We start from the raw sequence: 19,487 nt of genomic DNA on the forward strand, positions 1-19,487 counted from the left end.
GTATTCATTAGGTCAACTTATATGGATCCACCGCAGGCCACTTGGACTCCATATTCAAAGAAAAGGAGAACGACGTATGGACATCCGCCAATTGCAGTATTTTATGGAGGTCGCCCGGCTGCAGAGTTTTACGAAGGCGGCGGAATCGCTCTACATCACGCAGCCGTCGATCAGCAAAACGATCCGCAACATCGAGGAGGAGCTGGGCGTCACCCTGTTTGACCGTTCAGGCAAAAAGGTGGTGCTGACCGATGCCGGCCGCATTATTTACGAGCAGGCGCAGCCGATCGTGAAGTCGTTCCAGAGCTTGTCCTCCGAGCTCGGCGATTTGAAAAATCTGAAGAAGGGACATATCCGCCTCGGCCTGCCACCGATGGTCGGATCGAGCTTTTTCCCTGAGGTGATCGGGCAGTTCCATCAGAAATACCCGCAGGTGACGATGCAGATCTTTGAGGACGGCGCCAAAAAGGTGGAGGTCGACGTAGAAAGCGGTTTGCTCGACATTGGCGTCGTGGTGCTGCCGACCGACGACTCGCTGTTCCACTCGTTTTCGTTCGTCCGGGAAAACCTGATGCTGCTGGTGCACCCGTCTCACCGTCTTGCGCACCGCGAGTGCGCCGGTCTTGCCGATCTGGCGGAAGAGAACTTCGTGCTGTTCCGGGAGGACTTTGCGCTGCATGACCGGATCATTACGGAATGCGTCAAGGTCGGCTTCCAGCCGCATATCGTCTACGAAAGCTCCCAATGGGACTTGATCAGCGGAATGGTCGCCGCCAATTTGGGTATCGCCCTGCTGCCGGAAACGATCTGCCGGGAAATCAACCGGGAGCGGATCCGGATTATGCCGCTGGTGGAACCGGTCATTCCGTGGCAGCTGGGGATGATCTGGCGCAGGGACCGTTACCTGTCCTATGCCGCGCGGGAATGGATCGCGTTTACGCAGGGGAAGTTGATGGAGGACAGGGGGTAACCGGGCAGACTGAAACGCATTATTTTTAATGAGGTTACAAGATAAAATTACATTTACCTACACCTTCTCAGACCTCCTATTTTTGCTTTTAAGGCATTTTGGATTCAGACGTGTATCTCCTCATTATTTTTATATTTTACAACCCTTAAACGGCCGTATAGATGCCTTAAAACTCGTGTTTTCATGCGATTTCAGTCTGATATAATGAAAGATGGAAATGCGCATTTCTACGGAACTACGAGCGAAAAGGACTGATTTACAATCAACCATGATGAAATGAGCAGCCGGTTTGCCGCGGGGAGCATCCCCAAGCTGCTGTTGTCTCTTGCACTTCCGGCGATTGCGGCTCAAATCGTCAACGCGCTGTACAATGTCGTCGACCGGATGCTGATCGGCAGGATGCCGGGAGGCGGTACCTTTGCATTAACCGGACTGGGCATCGCCTTCCCGCTGATCATGACCATCTCGGCGTTTGCGGCCCTTATCGGCCTTGGCGGCGCTCCGCTGGCCTCCATGAAGCTGGGGGAAGGGAAACCAAAGGAAGCGGAGAAGCTGCTGGGCAGCTGCTGTCTGATGCTCCTGTTCGTTTCGGGAATGCTGACGGCGGTGCTGCTGTGTTTTCACCGTCCCCTGTTAATCGCCTTCGGGGCGAGCGGTAAAACATTGCCCTATGCCAGTGATTATATGGACATCTATTTGCTGGGGACGGTCAGCGTGCTGATGTCCCTGGGACTGAATTCTTTTATTTCCATTCAGGGTTTTGCCAAAACGGCAATGGCCACAGTCTGTGCCGGAGCCATGCTGAACGCCATCCTGGCACCCCTTTTTATATTTCCGATGCATATGGGTGTCCGCGGGGCCGCCTTGGCAACCGTCATTTCCCAGACTGCGTCCGCTATATGGGTGCTGTCGTTTCTTACCTCCAGGCGCAGCCACCTTCGTCTTCGGCTCCGCAACCTGCGGGTGAACCCCCGGATGGCGTGCCGCATCCTTGCGCTGGGGCTGTCCCCTTTTATCATGCAGTCGACGGAAAGCCTGATCCAGATCGTGTTTAATATTTCCCTTGCACGGTATGGCGGCGATTTGTATGTGGGCGCAATCAGCATTCTGACCAGCCTCATGCAGCTGTTTTCCCTGCCTTTATCCAGCTTTGCGCAGGGAGCACAGCCGGTCATCGGCTACAACTATGGATCGGGAGACTATGCAAGGGTGAAGGCAGCGATCCGGTTTTGTACGGCCGTTTGCGGTGTCCTCGGCATCGTGATGTGGGCGGTGGCGGTGTTCTTGCCGCGGTTTCCCGTCATGATTTTCACGGATCAGGCTGAATTGATTGCGCTGACGGAAAGGCTGATGCCGGTCTTTTTTCTGGGGACATGCATTTACGGCATTCAGCTGGCGCTGCAGCAGATGTTTCTTGCGCTTGGGCAGGCTAAGGTGTCCATCTTTATTGCCGTTCTGCGTAAAATTATTTTGCTGATTCCTTTGGTTTTTGTGCTGCCGGAGTTCATATCGCCCAAAGCCGATGCCGTCATTATGGCCGAGCCGATTGCAGATGCCTGCGCGGCGGTCACCTGCTGCATCTTGTTTGCGGCGACGGTGAAACGTCTGCTGCGGAATCCTGATCTTGCAAGCACAGCCGATCCATGAACAAAATATTGTTGGACTTTATTAGATATGTTTTAATTGACATATAAAACGGAAAGACCATATAATTAGGTTGCCTATTTAATTGGTGACCTAATTATTTTTTGTGCGGGATCTCATCCTTCATAGCACGTTTGAGAAAGGAGGATTGTTGGCGTCATGAACGACGATGGCAACAACCGTCAGAAAGCCTTCTGCCAGGGTAGTGAACCGCAGGAGCATGATCAGCACCACGAAACCGTTGTCCAGCTGCTTCAGGCGGTCATGCGATTTAACAGGGGTGAGTTTCGCCACCGGGTAATCGAAGGCTTGAAGATGAGCGAGATGGGGCTGATGGTTCTGCTCATGCGTCATGTCGAGCCGGATAGCCCGGGACTGAAGGTGTCCGAGATCAGTGCGATGCTGGGGGTCACTTCTCCGACCGTCACCCAGTTTGTCAAAGCGCTGGAGAAGAAGAAATGGATCGTACGGACGCCGGATGAGGCGGACCGAAGGGTGGTCCGGATCAGGCTCAGCGAAGAGGGGCGGGAAGCGATTATCCAAGCCCGTAAGGCGACGATCCATTCCTTCAGGGGGCTTGTCGATCACCTGGGCATCGAGGAGAGCGAGAAGCTGTCCGAGCTGCTGACCAAGGCTTATAAGTATTATGAAAGCAAAACGCAGAATGATTCATCAGATGGAGGTGAAGTGCCAACATGCTGAAGCTTTTTCGTTCATTGAAGCCGTTCTGGCTTCTGATCCTGTTCACATTTGTGCTTGTGTTTCTGCAGTCCATGTCGGACCTGTATCTCCCGACGCTGATGTCGGACATCGTGGATAAGGGCATCATCGAGGGGAATATTCCTTACATTTGGAAAATCGGCGGCTTTATGCTGGCCGTAGCTCTGGGTGGTGCCATTTGCTCCATCGCCGCGAGCTACCTGTCCGCCAAAGTGGCGGGCGGATTCGGCAGATCGATGCGCAGCCGGGTATTCCAGCATGTCCAGAATTTCTCCCTGCAGGAATTCGACAAGCTGGGCACCGCTTCGCTCATTACCCGCACCACCAATGATATCGCCCAGACCCAGCAGGTGCTGACCATGATGCTGCGGATGATGATCAGCGCGCCGATGATGTGTATCGGCGGAATTATTATGGCGGTGTCCAAGGACGCTAAGCTGTCCCTGATCATCGTTGTGATCGTTCCGGTGTTGGCGGGCTCCATTGCCATCATAGCCGGGATGGGATTGCCGCTGTTCAAGGCGATGCAGGTCAAGCTGGACAAACTGAACCGGGTGCTCCGCGAAAATCTGACCGGGATCCGGGTCATTCGTTCGTTCAACCGGATTCAGCATGAGCAGGAGCGTTTCAAGGAAGCCAACTACGATCTGACCAGTACGGCGGTCCGGGTCAACAAAATCATGGCGGCCATGATGCCGATCATGATGATCGTCATGAACTTATCGACCATCGCCATCGTCTGGTTCGGCGGCTTGCGCATCAGGGACGGACATATGCAGGTCGGTGACCTGATGGCTTTTATCCAGTACGCCATGCAGATCATGTTCTCCCTGATCATGGTCTCCATGATCTTCGTCATGGTTCCGCGCGCTTCCGCATCCGCTGCGCGGATTAACGAAGTGCTCAGCGTTATGCCCGATATCGACGATCCGCTCGTTGCACAATCCTCTGAAGAAGGACGCGGCTATTTGGAATTCCGGGACGTGACGTTCAGTTATCCGGGCGCGGAGCAGCCGGCGCTGTCGGGGATTTCATTCACCGCCAAGCCGGGGGAGACCACGGCGATTATCGGCGGCACCGGTTCCGGCAAGTCGACGCTGCTCAGCTTGATTCCGCGCTTCTATGATGTAGCGGAAGGCAGCGTGCTGGTCGACGGGGTCGACGTCCGCGAGATGACGCAGGAGGAGCTGCGCGCCAAGATCGGCTTCGTGCCGCAGAAGGCGCTGCTGTTCACCGGGACGATTGCGGACAATATCCGCTACGGCAAAAAGGACGCCACCGATGAAGAGATCCGCGAAGCGGCGGATATCGCCCAGGCGACCGAATTTATTATGAATATGAAAGACGGCTTTGAGTCGGAAATTGCCCAGGGCGGAAACAACGTGTCCGGCGGGCAGAAGCAGCGCTTGTCCATCGCGCGGGCGCTGGTACGCAGACCGGAAATCTATGCGTTCGACGACAGCTTCTCGGCGCTTGATTTCAAGACGGATGCGAAGCTGCGCAGCGCGTTGAAGCCGGTGACGCGCGACGCAACCGTTCTGCTCGTGGCGCAGCGGGTCAGCACGGTCATGGACGCCGACCGGATCATCGTCCTCGACGAAGGGCGGATTGCGGGCATCGGCACCCACCGCGAGCTGATGGAAACCAGTGACGTCTACCGCGAAATTGTATCCTCACAGCTGTCAGAGGAGGAGATCGCATGAGTGAGCAAAACAGAAGACCCGGACCTCCGATGGGAGGACCTCGGCATCCTGGCGGCCATCCCGGCCAAATGATGCCTGCGCAGAAGGCCAAGGACTTCAAGGGCTCCCTGAAGCGACTGGTAGGGTATTTGCGGCCACGCCGTGGGACGCTGATCGTTATTTTCCTGACGGCGATTCTCAGTACGGTGTTCAGCATCGCGAGCCCGAAAATTCTCGGCAAGGCGATCACCAAGCTGCTGGAAGGCGTCATCGCCATGGCGAAGGGGACGCCGGGCGCCGGCATTGATTTTACCTACATCACCCAAATCCTGCTCATTCTGATTGGTTTGTACTTGTTCAGCGCAGCGTTCAGCTACATCCAGCAGTATCTGATGGCCGGCGTGGCGCAGAAGGTCGTGTACGACATGCGGGAGCAGATCAATGCGAAGCTGTCGCGCCTGCCGCTGAAATATTTTGATTCCCGGACGCATGGGGAAATCCTGAGCCGCGCGACCAACGACGTCGACAACATCAGCACCACGCTTCAGCAGAGCTTGACGCAGCTGATCACGTCGATCGTGACGCTGGTCGGCGTCATCGTGATGATGCTGTCGATCAGCCCATGGATGACGCTGATTCTGATCGTGACGCTGCCGCTCAGCTTCATCGTCATCAAAGCGGTAGCTTCCCGGTCCCAGAAGCATTTCATGGCCCAGCAGGCCTCTCTGGGACAGCTCAACGGCCATGTCGAAGAAATGTACACGGGCCATAAAATCGTGAAGGCCTTTGGCCGCGAGCGGGAGTCTGTCGAAGATTTCAACAAAATCAACGAAAAGCTGTACAGCTCCGGCTGGAAAGCCCAATTCATCTCCGGCATCATCATGCCGATGATGATGTTTATCGGCAACATCGGCTATGTGCTGGTCTGCGTGGTCGGGGGGATCTTCGTCACCCACGGCCGCATTACGATCGGGGATGTGCAGGCGTTCATCCAGTACGCCAGACAGTTCACCCAGCCGATTATGCAGACGGCCAACATCGCGAACATCATCCAGTCCACTATTGCTTCGGCGGAGCGTGTGTTCGAGCTGCTGGATGAAGAAGAGGAAGTGCCGGAAGCGGCGGATGCGGCTGTCCTGAACAATCCAAAAGGTGCCGTGCAGTTTGAGCATGTGCGGTTCGGCTATAAGGAAGACGCAATGCTCATTGAAGACATGAACATCGACGTGAAGCCGGGACAGACGATCGCCATCGTCGGGCCGACCGGTGCCGGCAAGACGACGCTCATCAACCTGCTGATGCGCTTCTATGAGCTGAACGGCGGGGCGATCACCATCGACGGCGTGAACATTACCCACTTGAAGCGCGGCAATTTGCGCAGCATTTTCGGCATGGTGCTCCAGGATACCTGGCTCTTCAACGGGACGATTATGGAAAATATCGCTTACGGCCGGGCCGGCGCCACGAACGAGGAAGTGATCGAGGCGGCCAAGGCGGCTCATGCCGATCATTTCATCCGTACGCTCCCGGACGGCTACGACACCGTGCTCAACGAAGAAGCGTCGAACATTTCCCAAGGGCAGAAGCAGCTGCTGACGATTGCGCGTGCCATTCTGGCCGATCCGTCCATCCTCATTCTGGATGAAGCGACCAGCAGCGTCGACACCCGGACGGAGGTCTATATTCAGAAGGCGATGAACGACCTGATGAAGGGCAGAACGAGCTTCGTCATCGCCCACCGGCTGTCCACGATCCGTGACGCCGATCTGATCCTGGTTATGAACCAGGGCAGTGTGATCGAGAAGGGCAACCACGAGGAGCTTCTGGCCAAAGGCGGCTTCTACGCCGATCTGTATAACAGCCAGTTTTCCGGCGGAAGCATTCAGGAGGTTGTCTGAGGGTGAAGGTGACCCCACCCGCAACCCTTATCATCCGCATTTCAAAAGAGCAGCCATCACGGCTGCTCTTTTTTTTGGAATATTGGCAGTTTATGCTTGAATATCGAACGTGTGTTTGTCAATATTGATCTTAGAAGTTCATTCAGGAATATAAAACGCAGACCGAACCTGCGGCGAATGCTTGATCACTTTACAAGAGTCAGGAGGTACGGAACATGAAAGAAACAATCCCGCTGCTTACGCCCTTTAGCATCGAACGAACGATGGTCGCGGTCAGGGGGCAAAATCCCCGGCTCGTGCTGGCTCATCCGGAATACCCGGTATTCACGAAGGTGATTCCGGCGGAAGGGCGCGACATTCCGGTCACCGTGTCCTTGGTGGAGACCGGCCAGGGACCGGCGGCGGAGGTGGAGCTGCTGCAGGCCTGCAATTCGAAGGAAATCGAGGCCATCCGGGTATATGTAGGCAAAATGCTGTCCAACCATGTGGACCTCAGGCCGTTCTATGCGCAGCTTGAAGATGAGCCTGTTATTGGCTCCATTCTTCCGGGGCTGCATGGGCTGAAAATACTGCTGGAGCCAAATTTGTTTCAAAATCTGGTGCGGACAATTATCGGCCAGCAGATGAACCTGAGCTTTGCCGCTTCGCTCGTCTCGCGAATCACCGAGCAGTACGGCACCCCCGTGACGATCGGGGACCATACGCTCTACAGCTTCCCGAAGCCGGAAGCGCTGGCCGCGCTCGAACCGGACGAGCTGCTGCCGCTGCAGTTCAGCCGGCGAAAAGCCGAGTACATCACCGGCTTGGCGCGGCAAGTAGCGGACGGCTCCCTCGACCTTAACGCCATGCCGGACCTTGCGGACGAAGAAATTTTCAACAGGCTGCTCCCGATACGCGGCGTCGGCAAATGGACGGTCGAGTGCTTCCTGCTCTTCAGCGTGGGCCGAACCGATTTCTTCCCGGCTGATGACATCGGACTGAAAAATGCAATGAAAGTGCTGTGGGACTTTGACAGCCAGCCGCCTTCTCCGCTCATGCTGGAGATCAGCCACAGCTGGTCGCCATGGCGGAGCTACGCCGCTTACTACTTATGGGCTTGGCTCGACGAGTGGAAGCTGCGGCAGAAGCAGGAGAAGGAACAGAAGAAGCCGGGTCGCGGCAAGTCGGCCCGGAAAGCCTTGGAAGAATAGCGGCGGCTGACCTGTAAGGAGCTTAGCAGGGAAGTGCTCATAAGCACCCTCTGAGGGAGATAGGCATTTTAATCAGAACGGGCTCATAAGCACCGGTTGGCAGGAATGGCTTCATAGGGTGGGCTCATAACAGCCAGTTAAGTCTATACGACTTGAGCGGCGCGGATCTTTCGCGGGCGTTACGCCAATCCATCCATTGAGCTAGGACATAATCGAGCCGCATGCCACCAACCCATCGAGGCCGCCTTCAACCAGTCCTAACCGCTACGCTTCCTGCACGCCGACCCCGTTCCAGAACATGTTGACGATCTCCCGGGCCAGTTCGCCCGCGGACGGGGCGAATTCTTTGGCAATCTCCCGGTTGCCGATCATCAGCATGGATGCCAGCGTGTGCGCCATCAGGAGCGGGTGTGCGGAGCGCACCTCCCCGTTTGTGATCGCCTCGGTGAAGCTGACGGTCAGCACATCGTGAATCTGGTCCTCGCTGACGCGGATTTCCTCCAGCTGTTCGGGCGCCAGCGAGGCGCTGGCATCGCGCATGATCGTTTCAAAGTCTCCGTGCGGGAAACGAAGCTTGTTCTCGGCCAGCTCCACGAGCCGGTCGTAGAGCGGCTTGTCCTGCTGCATAATCCGGAGGGAAGCATTGCGCGCCTTCTGCATCATGGCGGTGACGGCTGCCGTGAAGAGCTGGGCTTTATTTTCAAAGTGATAGTAAATGGAAGCCTTGGTTACGCCGCATACCTGGGCAATTTGCTGCAGCGAGACCGGCTCATAGCCGTACTCCATGAACAGGGCGGAAGCTGTTTTCAGGATGAATTCGTTCATGGGAGTGTCCTCCTGCCGGCGTTTGGGCCGGCCCGGGGAGCGTTTAGCCGGATGTTTTCCCTGGGATTGTTCCATATCGTTGTCCTCCATAATCTAAGTAGTTGATCGTTGTCCTCCAGTAATTCCACGATCCTGTTCTAAATCTTGATTGATAATTAACCTTCCGGTATATATAATTAATGTGGCATGGCAACAGCGGATGTGCCTTTCATTGAAATTCTGCGATTGTATGCCGCCTGATAAGGCTGAAAAGGACAGCGGTCCGTACTGTCCCATATTGTATCACGGAGCCTGCGGAAGCCGCACTTTATCGGCATGAACATGTACTTATACTATACCAATTTTGACACCTGTGACAGGTGGGGAGGAGCAGAATATGGGGGATTCCGGATACGGGCGCTGGGTCGCCGGAAAAAGAAGCAAATGGATCACGCTGGCCGTTTGGGTCATCATCGTGGGCGTGCTGAGTGCCATCTGGCCGATGGTCAACAGCGAGGTCCAGAACAATGCGGCCAATCTGGACGACGCCAAGCCTTCGGTTCAGGCTGAACGCATCGCGGAGGAACAGTTCAGCAGCGATGCAGGGGTTCCCGCCCTGCTGGTCTGGCACCGTGAAGGCGGGCTAAAAGACGACGATTTGCAGCATGTACAGAAGGTGTATGCCGAATGGAGCGCGAATCCGGTTCCTTACCAGGATTCGGTTCCGCCATTTCACCAAATGCCGGCGGCTGCGCTGAAAGCGACGCTGTCCGAGGACCAGAGCACGCTGGTCACCCCCGTGCTGTTCCAGAAAAGCGCAGACAGCGACCAGCTGAAAGAAGGGGTGGAGCAGCTGAAGTCCGGGATCACGCATGAAACCGGGCAGGATCCCTTCGCCGCAAGCCATAACGCCGGTTCGGACCTCAGCGTCCGCGTCACAGGTCCGGTCGGCATTTCGATCGACGCGACCGGCCTCTTCAAGAACGCGGATTTCAAGCTGCTCATGTCCACCGTCATTTTGGTGCTGGTCATCCTGCTGCTCATTTATCGCTCGCCGATTCTGGCGCTGATTCCGCTGATCGCGGTCGGATTTGCGTATGGCGCAGTCAGCCCCCTGCTCGGCCTGATGGCCCAGAAGGGCTGGATCACCGTCGATTCCCAAGCCGTTTCGATCATGACGGTGCTGCTGTTCGGGGCCGGGACGGACTACTGTCTGTTCCTGATCTCGCACTTCCGCCATTTGCTGAAGGAAGAAGAGAGCAAGACCCGGGCGCTGCTGCGGGCAGTGACGGAATCCTCAGGCGCGATCGCGATGAGCGGCTTCACGGTGGTCCTGTCGCTGCTGGCCCTGCTGCTGGCGAAGTACGGGGCATACCACCGCTTTGCGGTTCCGTTCAGCGTTTCTATTCTTGTGATGGTGATCGCGAGCTTGACGCTGGTACCTGCGCTGCTGGCGATTTTCGGGCGGACGTCGTTCTTTCCGTTCGTTCCCCGCACGCCGGAGATGGAAGAGGAACGCGCCCGCAAGAAGGGCAAACCGGTACCCGCCCGCAAGCCGAAGCGTCCCGGCTTTGCCAGCCGGCTCGTGGTCCGCAGACCTTGGATGATCGTCATTGTGACGGTGATCGTGCTGGGCGCGCTCGCTTCCGTATCCAGTCAGGTGAAGTTTACCTACGATATTATGTCATCTTTTCCGAAAGATATGGCCTCGCGTGAAGGCTTCGATACGATCGGGAAGCAGTTCAGCCCCGGGGAACTGGCTCCGGTGAAAATTATGGTCGATACGGAAGGCAAACCGGACGGCCTGGATCAGAAGCTGAAAGAGCTGCCATATGTGGATGAGGTGTCGAAAGGTCAACCGGGCAGTCAAAACGCGAATATTATCGCGTATGACGTCACGCTCGACATGAATCCTTATTCCAGCGAAGCGATGGACCAGATTCCCCACCTGCGGAGCACGGCAGAGCAGGCGCTTCAGGCGGCGGGTGTGGGTTCCCTGGCGGATAAAGTGTGGATCAGCGGCCAGACCGCCGAACAATACGATACCCGCGAGACCGGCGACCGCGACACGATGGTCATTATTCCGGTCGTCATCGGGATGATTACGCTGCTGCTGCTCGTGTATTTGCGGTCGATCACCGCAACGGTGTATTTGATTTTGACCGTTATTTTGTCTTATTTCTCGGCGCTTGGCCTGGGCTGGCTCATCATCCATTACGGGCTTGGCGCGGACGCGATCCAAGGAGCGATTCCGCTTTATTCATTCGTGTTCCTGGTGGCACTGGGCGAGGACTACAACATCTTCATGATCTCGAGCATCTGGAAAAAACGGAAGCATATGCCGTTAAAGCAGGCGATCCAGGAGGGCGTGTCCGAGACGGGCTCGGTCATCACCTCCGCCGGCCTCATTCTTGCCGGGACCTTCGCGGTGCTCGCCTCGCTGCCGATCCAGGTGCTGGTCCAGTTCGGCATCATTACCGCCGCGGGTGTCCTGCTGGACACCTTCATCGTCCGGCCGTTTCTCGTGCCGGCCATTACGGCGCTGCTGGGTCGCTTTGCTTTCTGGCCGTCTTCCCATACGGAGGCCGAGAACACCAAGGCCGGCATGCCGTCCTGATTCATCATAAGGAGGAGTCATGTTTTTCAGGGGCTCCTCTATTTGTGCTCCCATCGGACATCTCCGTTCACGGCCCACAAACCGATCATCCGGCCTGCTGCAAGATTCACCATTTGCTCAAGCCTTGCACGGCTGTGGCTTCTGCGTCTGGCTTATAATGGGGAGAGACAGACCTTTTTTACGAACAACGAGGTGAACGCGGCATGAAGGTGTATGACGTTCTGCAGCAAGATGCGGAAGAATATATATTATTGTGTTACCAGGAGCTTGGCAAGACGGAGGCCGAGACCGTCCGGAGGCTGGCGGAGATCAGGGCCAGCATTGAAGAGACCGGAACGTATGAGCATACGTACGAGGAACTGGTTCACGGGGCAAAAATGGCTTGGCGCAACAGCAACCGCTGCATCGGCCGCCTGTTCTGGGACTCGATGCAGGTCATCGATGAACGGGGTCTTGAGCGGCCCGGCGACATTGCCGAGGCGCTGCTGCGTCATATCGAACGCGGCACGGGCGGCGGCAAAATCGTGCCGACGATCACGGTATTTAGGCCGTCGGTACCCGGCATGAGCGATATCCGCATCCTGAACCACCAGTTGATCCGCTATGCGGGGTACGAGAACGGCGGGACGGTCACCGGTGATCCGGCTTCCGCCCTGTTTACGAGGCTGTGCAAGAAGCTGGGCTGGACGGGAGAAGGGACGCCTTTCGACGTCCTTCCGCTTGTCATTCAAGGCGGGGAAGGCGGGCTTGAGCTGTTTCCCATTCCGCCGGAGCTGGTCATGGAAGTGCCGATCACGCATCCGGATATGCCCGCTTTCGCCGAGCTGGGCCTACGCTGGTACGCCGTGCCGATCATTTCCGATATGGAACTCGTGATCGGCGGCATCCGCTATACGGCCGCTCCGTTTAACGGTTGGTACATGGTGACCGAGGTCGGTGCGCGAAATTTCGCCGATGAACAGCGGTATAACATGCTGCCGCGGGTGGCGGAGCTGATGGGCTTGTCCACAGCGAGCGAAACCTCGCTCTGGCGGGACCGCGCACTCGTCGAGATGAACGTCGCCGTGCTGCATTCCTACAAGCAGGCGGGGGTCAGCATGGTGGATCACCATACGGCGGCTTCCCAGTTCCGGTTGTTTGAAGAGCGGGAAGCCAGGAGCGGCAGAGAGGTCACCGGGAACTGGACGTGGTTGATCCCGCCGTTATCGCCGGCGACGACCCATATTTTTCATCATTCGTATGACAACACGGTCAAGACGCCAAACTTCTTTAAGAGAGAGGCGTCAAACGCTACGCCGGAACAAGCGGGATGCCCTTTTCACCATTAGCTTATCGACTCCGACACCCTGCAGACCCGAAAAAAGTGCTTGATTGCTTGTTGCTTTTCGTCTGCTGCGTCGTATAATGATTTATTAGGTTATTTGACATTAAAGGGGATAAAGATAGAGCGTTGAACACCATACATTTGAAAGAAATCATCCGTGAGCTGGTCGGACGGTCGGGACTGGGCGTTCAGGTCCGTCTGAGAACACGGTCCCGGGATGGACGCCTGATCGGCGGCAAGTACGGGATGGTTTCCAAGCGGATCACGATGTATACCGGTGTGATCGAGGAACAATGCATGCAGATGTTCGGATCATTGGACCGGGTGGAGGAGTATTTTACGATTGTCCTGGCCCATGAGCTGGGGCATGCCGCGGATCCGGAGCTGCCTGCGCTCTCCGAATCGCTGGAAGACATGAATCTTACTGAGGAACATCGGATGCGCGTGGCGCTGCAAATTGAAGAGAACGCATGGAACTATGCGCTGGAGCTGATTCCCGAAGCGGATCTGCCCATGATGAGCGCCATTATCGACGAGTCGCTGTATGCGTACCGGCTTCAGGTGGAGGAAGCGGGAGCCGAGGCGGGCATCGCCTGATGCCAGTCGGAACCGGCTGCCGCGGGGTCAGAGGCGGATCAGCTGCATCTTATAAAATAATAAAGGATAGGCTCGGGCAGACCCTTTGGATCTCTCGAACCTATCCTTTTTTGGTTGAACGGGCGACATCCGCCTGCCCTATAGCATCGAATGCTTATTCCGCTGCGTTCAAAGGGCTGACGACGAGCTCATACTGGTTCAGCGTAGAGCCGAGAAGGACGTCCTTGCTGCCTCCGGCCCCGCGGTGAGAAGCGCGGAAGGACTCGCTCTGCGTCCAGTCTTTAAACGACGCCTCGTCCTCCCAGACGGTGGACACCTTCAGCTCCTCGGCGTCCGCCTCCTTGCTCTTGCCCAGCCATACCTCCATCCGGACAAAGCCCGGCATGTCCTGCACGCCCTTGGCATTCGCAAAACGCTCGGCCACGGCTTGTCCGTGCCCTTCCTTGATCAAAATCGTATTGGTAATGACTATCATAAGGAATCGCCTCCGATTGTGGTATCGTTCCTTAATTCAGTCTACTCGTGTGCATCCAGTTTCTCAAGCGGCTTGATAGCAGGTCCTTCAAACACGACCCCGTCATAGGAAAACCGGGAGCCGTGGCAAGGGCAGTCCCAGGTCCGCTCCGCCGCGTTCCACTCGGTCTCGCAGCCCATATGCGTACACGTGTTATCCACCAGATGAAGATTGCCCTCCGGGTCTTTATAAGCACCGGCTTTTTTTCCGTTATGGCGGACCACGGCGCCTTCGTCAGGATTCAGGTCTTCGATCCGGGTGTGGACGAGGCCGACTTTGCCGGAAATCAGCTCTCCAGCCACATCCGCATTTTCCTTCACCAAGTTCATAATCGACGGGTCGGCGAGGAAACGGGACGGCGTGTACAGCTCGCTGTACGGATTGTCCCTGCCGATGATTTGATCCGATAACATCCGCCCGGCGAGGGTACCGCTGGTCATGCCCCATTTGTTGAAGCCGGTTGCCACGTAGATCCCTTCGTCCTTGGACGTAATTTGTCCGATGTACGGCACCTTGTCGATGGTGACCAGATCCTGGGTGGACCAGCGGAAAGGTATGCCCTTGCTGCCCAGCAGTTTGCCGCCATAGGCTTCGAGCGCCTCATAGTAGGAGAAGGTGCACATATGCTGCCCGGTTTTATGCCCTTCGCCGCCGACGATGACCACCTCTTCGCCGTTCCAGGAGGCGGCCCGAAGCGAGCGCGTCGGCTTGTCCGCACTGATATACATGCCGCCGGCAAACGCCGTCTCCGGCTTCATAGCCAGTGCGTACGAGCGGTCAGCATGCAGCCGCGCGAAATAAAAGCCGCCTTCATCGAGGAACGGGAAGTGGGTAGCAGCGACAACATGGCTGCATTGAATCTTGTGGCTTCCGCGGTAGGTGACGACCGTTAACGGCCCCTCCTTGTCCACCTTATGGACCGTCGTATTCTCATATACTTGTCCGCCAGCCTTCACGAACTCCTCCAACAGACGCCGCAAATAATGCAGCGGATGGAACCGGGCTTGTCCCGGCAGCTTGATGGCACCCGATGCGAACTGAGGAATCGGCAGCTTGTTTACCCATTCGCCGGGGATGCCCAGCTTCTCATAAGCTTCGAATTCTTTCTCCAGCTTATTGAGATCCTTATCCTTCTCCATATATACATAGGCGTCTTCCTCATGGAGACCGCAGTCGATATTCAGCTTGGACGCCGTATCCCGGATGAATTGCAGCGCATCCCGGTTGGCCTGATAATACATGGATGCCCGTTCCTGCCCGAAATGGCTCAGCAGTTCATCGTACAGCATGCCGTGCTGGGCTGTAATTTTGGCAGTCGTATGTGCGGTTGTGCCGTTCAGCACGTTCCCCGCTTCGATCAGGGCGACCTTCAGCCCTTCCTTGGCAAGCAGGTACCCGGTCGTAATACCCGCAATTCCCGCGCCTACGATAGCAACGTCCACCTTGATGTCTTCCGCCAGACGCGGAAAGGAAGGGAGGTCCGTTGTCGCTCTCCATAAAGATTCAGGGTACTGCGGCAGCTCATTGGATATCGGTTCAGATGGTTGCATAGCATCGTAGCCTCCTAAGTATTTTCATTTCATTTATTACCACTTTTCACCAAAAAGAAACGGAGCTTGCCCCGGCGGCGGCTTTTCTTCCCTGCGGGGGTTGTTTACAATAGTAGGGAAAGCCTAAATCGTCCTGCGGGCGGGCAGAAAACCTGCGCTTAGGGCGGCCATTTGGGGGAAAGCCGATATGATAAAGGAGGCGCTGATCCAACGATGAAATACCGGAGACTGGGAAGAAGCGGACTGAAAGTGAGTGAAATCAGCCTGGGCAGCTGGCTGACTTACGGCGGATACGTGGAGCGCGAAAATGCGGTTCAGGCGATCCGGACAGCCTATGACGAGGGCGTAAATTTCTTTGACACGGCCAATGTGTACGAGCGGGGTGCGGCCGAGGAACTGCTGGGGCAGACGCTGAAGGCGTACCCGCGGGAGTCTTACGTGCTGGCAACCAAGGTGTTCGGAAAAATGGGGGACGGGCCCAACGACCAGGGACTGTCGCGGAAGCATATTATGGAGCAGTGCGATGCCAGCCTGAAGCGGCTGGGCCACGACTATGTGGACCTGTACTACTGTCACCGGTATCATGCCGATACACCGATCGACGAAACGCTGCGGGCGCTGGATGACCTGGTCCGCCAGGGCAAGGTGCTGTATGTCGGCGTCAGCATGTGGACCGCGGCGCAGATGGAGGCCGCGCTCGGCACGGCTGACCGCTACCTGCTGGACCGCATCGTCGTAAACCAGCCGGTATACAATATGTTTCAGCGGGAGATCGAGCACGAGGTTATTCCGCTCGGCGAAGCGAAGGGCATCGGCCAGGTCGTCTACTCGCCGCTGGCGCAAGGCTTGCTGACAGGCAAATACACGGCACCCGGCCAGGCTCCGGAAGGCAGCCGCGCCGCCAAGCTCGGCTGGAAGGAAGACCGCATCAGCGAAGAGAAGATCGCCAAGGTGCGCCAGTTGGAGAAGGTCGCCGCCGAGCTTGACATCAAGGTAGGCCAGCTGGCCCTGGCCTGGATTCTGCGGCAGCCGAATGTGGCGAGCGCGCTGGTGGGCGCGAGCCGTCCGGAGCAGGTCGCCGAGAACGTGAAGGCCTCGGGCATTGAGCTTTCGGCGGACGTGCTGGAACGGATCGAACAAATTTTGAACTCCTAATGATCGAATAAGGCATGGCGAAGGCCGTCCTGCAGCGGGTATCCCGATACCGCGCTGGGGGCGGTCTTTTTTATCTCCAGACCGAGAATATATCGCTCGTCTATGCCAACCGGATAACGGGAATGCTCTAGATACGCCAAGGGCCCCCGCCGGGCCGCAGCTTTACATCGGGCGGAGCAGCTTGTAAAGTAGTTCTACGTTGAATCTGTTGCGGCAAGAAAGCCAAGTGGAGGAAATCGGATTGAAACACAGATACGAGTTTATCGAACACCATGAGCATATGCCTTTTACGCTGTTCATCAACAGCATTGACCATATTCCGTTTCATTGGCATAAAGAGCTGGAGCTGATCTACGTCCTCAAAGGCTCGGTGGAAATCCATGTCGCCCAGGAGCGGCTGATTCTGCGGGAAGAGGACCTGCTGGTCATCAACAGCATGGACGTGCACAAAATCGACAAGACCGGCGAGGCCAACGTCCTGCTTACCCTGCAGGTCGATCCAGGGACGGTCCAGGCCCAGCCGCAGCAGTCCAAAAACCGGATCGATTGCAGCTCCGTGAACGCCCCGGGTGCGGACGACGCCCGCTTTGCGCCCATCCGCTCCGGTCTTGCCCAAATGATGTGGGAGCTGAACAAGCGGGAGGACGGCTACGGCGACAAAGTGATGGGGCATCTGCATCTTTTGCTGGGCCAGCTGGTTCGATATTTCGCGACCGCGGAGCGGCTGGACGACAGCGCGAATGCGAGCGACGTGGATCTCGAGCGCCTTCGCCGGATCATTCAATACGTGGACGAGAACTATATGTACAAAATCAACCTGAACCAGATGGCCGAACAGGAGCATCTGAGCTTCTATTATTTTTCCCACTTTTTCAAAAGCAAGATCGGCATCTCCTTTCAGAAATATTTGACCCTCATCCGTTTGGAAAAAGCGGAGACGATGCTGAGGGAGACGACGAGCAACATTATCGACATCGCCGCGGACTGCGGGTTCGCCAATGTAAAGCTGTTTAACAAGAGCTTTAAGGAAAAAATGGGCGTGACGCCTTCCGAGTACCGGCAGAAGCATGAGCGGCAGAGCGGAGGAGCGGATGACAAGCATCTTCCTTTTACGAGAGATACATCGGAGAGCGGCTCCTACATCAAGGTCGATACGGTAAAAGTGCTGGAGGGCTTGTACCGGCATCTGCCGCAGGTTGAAGCCGCGGCACCGTCCGTGCCGCCCGCCCCTGCCCGGAGCGTTGAGGAAAGCCTCGTTCTGGATGCGGCCGCTCCCGGAGAATCGTACGAGCCTCACTGGAACCGGCTGCTGACGGCAGGAAGAGCCGCCGAAGGGCTGCGCGAGGACTGGCGGAAGCAGCTGGTGGAAATCCAGGCGGAGCAGCCGTTTCAACATATCCGATTCCACGGCATTTTCAATGACGAGATGATGATTTACGACGAATCCGAGGACGGGACTCCGCGGTACAATTGGAGTTATGCCGATGAGCTGTACGATTTTTTGCTGGGTCAAGGGATACGTCCCTTCGTTGAGCTCGGGTTTATGCCCGGCAAGCTGAAGCGTTCGGATGAGACGCTCTTTTGGTGGAAAGGGAACATATCGCCGCCGAAGGATATGGCCAAGTGGTCGGAGCTCATCCGCCAGTTTGTCCGGCATCTGGTCAACCGCTACGGCATGGAAGAGGTGCGGCAGTGGTACTTTGAAGTGTGGAACGAGCCGGATGCCATCGAGATCTGCTGGTCGGGAACGAAGGAGGAATATTTCGAATTTTACGCCGCCACCGCGCTGGCGATCAAGTCGGTCTCCCCGGATCTCCGGGTCGGCGGGCCGGCTCTGAATTATATTACCGTGTGGGAGACGGACTGGATTCAGACCTTCCTGCAGTACTGCCACGAGCACCGGGTGGATATCGATTTCTTTTCCTTCCACAGCTATTCGGAATATTGGCCCGGGGACGAGCACTCCGGTGGCCTATCCCATACACAGCCGCCGGAATTTTTTGTGGATACGATCCACAAAGTCCGCGAACGGATCGCCGATTCTCCGGCGGAGGCATTGGAGCTGCATCTGACGGAATGGAACTTTTCCTTGTATCCGCACAATCTGCTGCATGACACGATGTTCATGGCTCCGTTTATTATCAAAAACGCGGTTGATTCCATCGGCCTGCTGCAGTCGCTCGGGTTTTGGACGTTCACCGACATTTTTGAGGAGATGCGGGCGGGCGACAGCCCGTTTCACGGCGGATTCGGGCTGATCAGCATGCACGGGCTCAAGAAGCCCTCCTATTACGCTTTTGCGCTGCTGAACAAGCTCGGCCGCCGGATCTTGGCCAAGGGTCCGTATTATATCGCGACCGAGGAGAACGGAGACATCCAGGTGCTGCTGTACAACTATACACATGTGGACAGCTTGTACGCCAAGGGCGAATGGTCGGGCATCAGCGATCAAAACCGGTACGACGTGTTTGAAAGCAAGGAGGCGCTTGACGTCAGGCTCGACATTCACGGTTTGCAGGGGGATTACAAGGTGTCGCACTACACCCTGGACCGTGAGCACGGATCGGTGTTTGACGCATGGCAGGCGATGGGAGCGCCGGACTTTCCCAGTGAGGATGAGGTCGCCTATTTGCGCCGTCAAAGCGGGCCCGACTTGAAGGTGTCCCAAATTCGGGACGCTTCTCCCTATACCGTTCGCGTCACCGTACCGCCGCACGGCGTGCAGCTGATCACGCTCCATAAACAGTATTGAAACCAGCTCCGAAATTTCCCGTTCCTGTGCCGGACGGAAATTCGGGGCTGTTTGCGATATGCCTGCAGCA

14 protein-coding genes are annotated in these 19,487 nt (G+C 56.6%); 11 read left to right on the forward strand and 3 right to left on the reverse strand.

Going from position 1 to position 19,487, the window contains the following annotated elements; all coding sequences use genetic code 11:
- Positions 1-76 precede the first annotated feature (76 nt).
- From cidR to ABIE48_RS33165, 6 genes are all read left to right on the forward strand, one after another.
- Entirely contained in the window at positions 77-970 is an 894-nt protein-coding gene (cidR, locus tag ABIE48_RS33140; RefSeq protein WP_105445544.1) for a cidABC operon transcriptional activator CidR, read from the forward strand.
- A 276-nt stretch (positions 971-1,246) separates the two neighbouring features.
- Positions 1,247-2,617: an MATE family efflux transporter gene (locus ABIE48_RS33145; RefSeq protein WP_192716745.1), complete on the forward strand. Its 1,371-nt coding sequence runs from the start codon at positions 1,247-1,249 to the stop codon at positions 2,615-2,617.
- 156 nt (positions 2,618-2,773) lie between these two features.
- Positions 2,774-3,316: a MarR family winged helix-turn-helix transcriptional regulator gene (locus ABIE48_RS33150; protein WP_192716744.1), complete on the forward strand. Its 543-nt coding sequence runs from the start codon at positions 2,774-2,776 to the stop codon at positions 3,314-3,316.
- Positions 3,310-5,037: an ABC transporter ATP-binding protein gene (locus ABIE48_RS33155; protein WP_192716743.1), complete on the forward strand. Its 1,728-nt coding sequence runs from the start codon at positions 3,310-3,312 to the stop codon at positions 5,035-5,037. Before ABIE48_RS33150 ends, ABIE48_RS33155 begins: the two co-directional genes overlap by 7 nt.
- Positions 5,034-6,914: an ABC transporter ATP-binding protein gene (locus ABIE48_RS33160; RefSeq protein ID WP_192716742.1), complete on the forward strand. Its 1,881-nt coding sequence runs from the start codon at positions 5,034-5,036 to the stop codon at positions 6,912-6,914. The genes ABIE48_RS33155 and ABIE48_RS33160 overlap by 4 nt, the downstream gene beginning before the upstream one ends.
- 215 nt (positions 6,915-7,129) lie before the next feature.
- Positions 7,130-8,104, forward strand: a complete 975-nt coding sequence (locus ABIE48_RS33165; RefSeq protein WP_192716741.1) for a DNA-3-methyladenine glycosylase family protein — start codon at positions 7,130-7,132, stop codon at positions 8,102-8,104.
- 264 nt (positions 8,105-8,368) lie between these two features.
- Here ABIE48_RS33165 and ABIE48_RS33170 read toward each other — a convergent pair whose 3' ends face one another.
- Entirely contained in the window at positions 8,369-8,929 is a 561-nt protein-coding gene (locus ABIE48_RS33170; RefSeq protein WP_260869507.1) for a TetR/AcrR family transcriptional regulator, read from the reverse strand.
- A 376-nt stretch (positions 8,930-9,305) separates the two neighbouring features.
- On the opposite strand from ABIE48_RS33170, the gene ABIE48_RS33175 reads away from it, so the two are divergent.
- From ABIE48_RS33175 to ABIE48_RS33185, 3 genes are all read left to right on the forward strand, one after another.
- Positions 9,306-11,525: an MMPL family transporter gene (locus ABIE48_RS33175; protein WP_192716740.1), complete on the forward strand. Its 2,220-nt coding sequence runs from the start codon at positions 9,306-9,308 to the stop codon at positions 11,523-11,525.
- A 203-nt stretch (positions 11,526-11,728) separates the two neighbouring features.
- Positions 11,729-12,853, forward strand: a complete 1,125-nt coding sequence (locus ABIE48_RS33180; protein ID WP_192716739.1) for a nitric oxide synthase oxygenase — start codon at positions 11,729-11,731, stop codon at positions 12,851-12,853.
- A gap of 122 nt (positions 12,854-12,975) precedes the next feature.
- Entirely contained in the window at positions 12,976-13,446 is a 471-nt protein-coding gene (locus ABIE48_RS33185) for a hypothetical protein (protein ID WP_192716738.1), read from the forward strand.
- 154 nt (positions 13,447-13,600) lie between these two features.
- On the opposite strand, the gene ABIE48_RS33190 is transcribed toward ABIE48_RS33185, so the two are convergent.
- Positions 13,601-13,921 (reverse strand): antibiotic biosynthesis monooxygenase, encoded by a 321-nt coding sequence (locus tag ABIE48_RS33190; protein ID WP_192716737.1) that lies wholly within the window; start codon positions 13,919-13,921, stop codon positions 13,601-13,603.
- A gap of 41 nt (positions 13,922-13,962) precedes the next feature.
- On the reverse strand, positions 13,963-15,510 hold the full coding sequence (locus tag ABIE48_RS33195) for an FAD-dependent oxidoreductase (protein ID WP_145027968.1): 1,548 nt from the start codon (positions 15,508-15,510) through the stop codon (positions 13,963-13,965).
- Between the two features lie 213 nt (positions 15,511-15,723).
- Here ABIE48_RS33195 and ABIE48_RS33200 point away from each other — a divergent pair, with 213 nt between their 5' ends.
- Together ABIE48_RS33200 and ABIE48_RS33205 are read left to right on the forward strand one after the other, a co-directional pair.
- Positions 15,724-16,665: an aldo/keto reductase family protein gene (locus ABIE48_RS33200; protein ID WP_145027970.1), complete on the forward strand. Its 942-nt coding sequence runs from the start codon at positions 15,724-15,726 to the stop codon at positions 16,663-16,665.
- A 241-nt stretch (positions 16,666-16,906) separates the two neighbouring features.
- Positions 16,907-19,417, forward strand: coding sequence for a GH39 family glycosyl hydrolase (locus ABIE48_RS33205; protein ID WP_192716736.1), 2,511 nt, complete (start codon positions 16,907-16,909; stop codon positions 19,415-19,417).
- Positions 19,418-19,487: the final 70 nt, after the last annotated feature.

Source organism: Paenibacillus sp. OAE614 (assembly GCF_040546645.1).
Lineage (GTDB): Bacteria > Bacillota > Bacilli > Paenibacillales > Paenibacillaceae > Paenibacillus_AQ > Paenibacillus_AQ favisporus.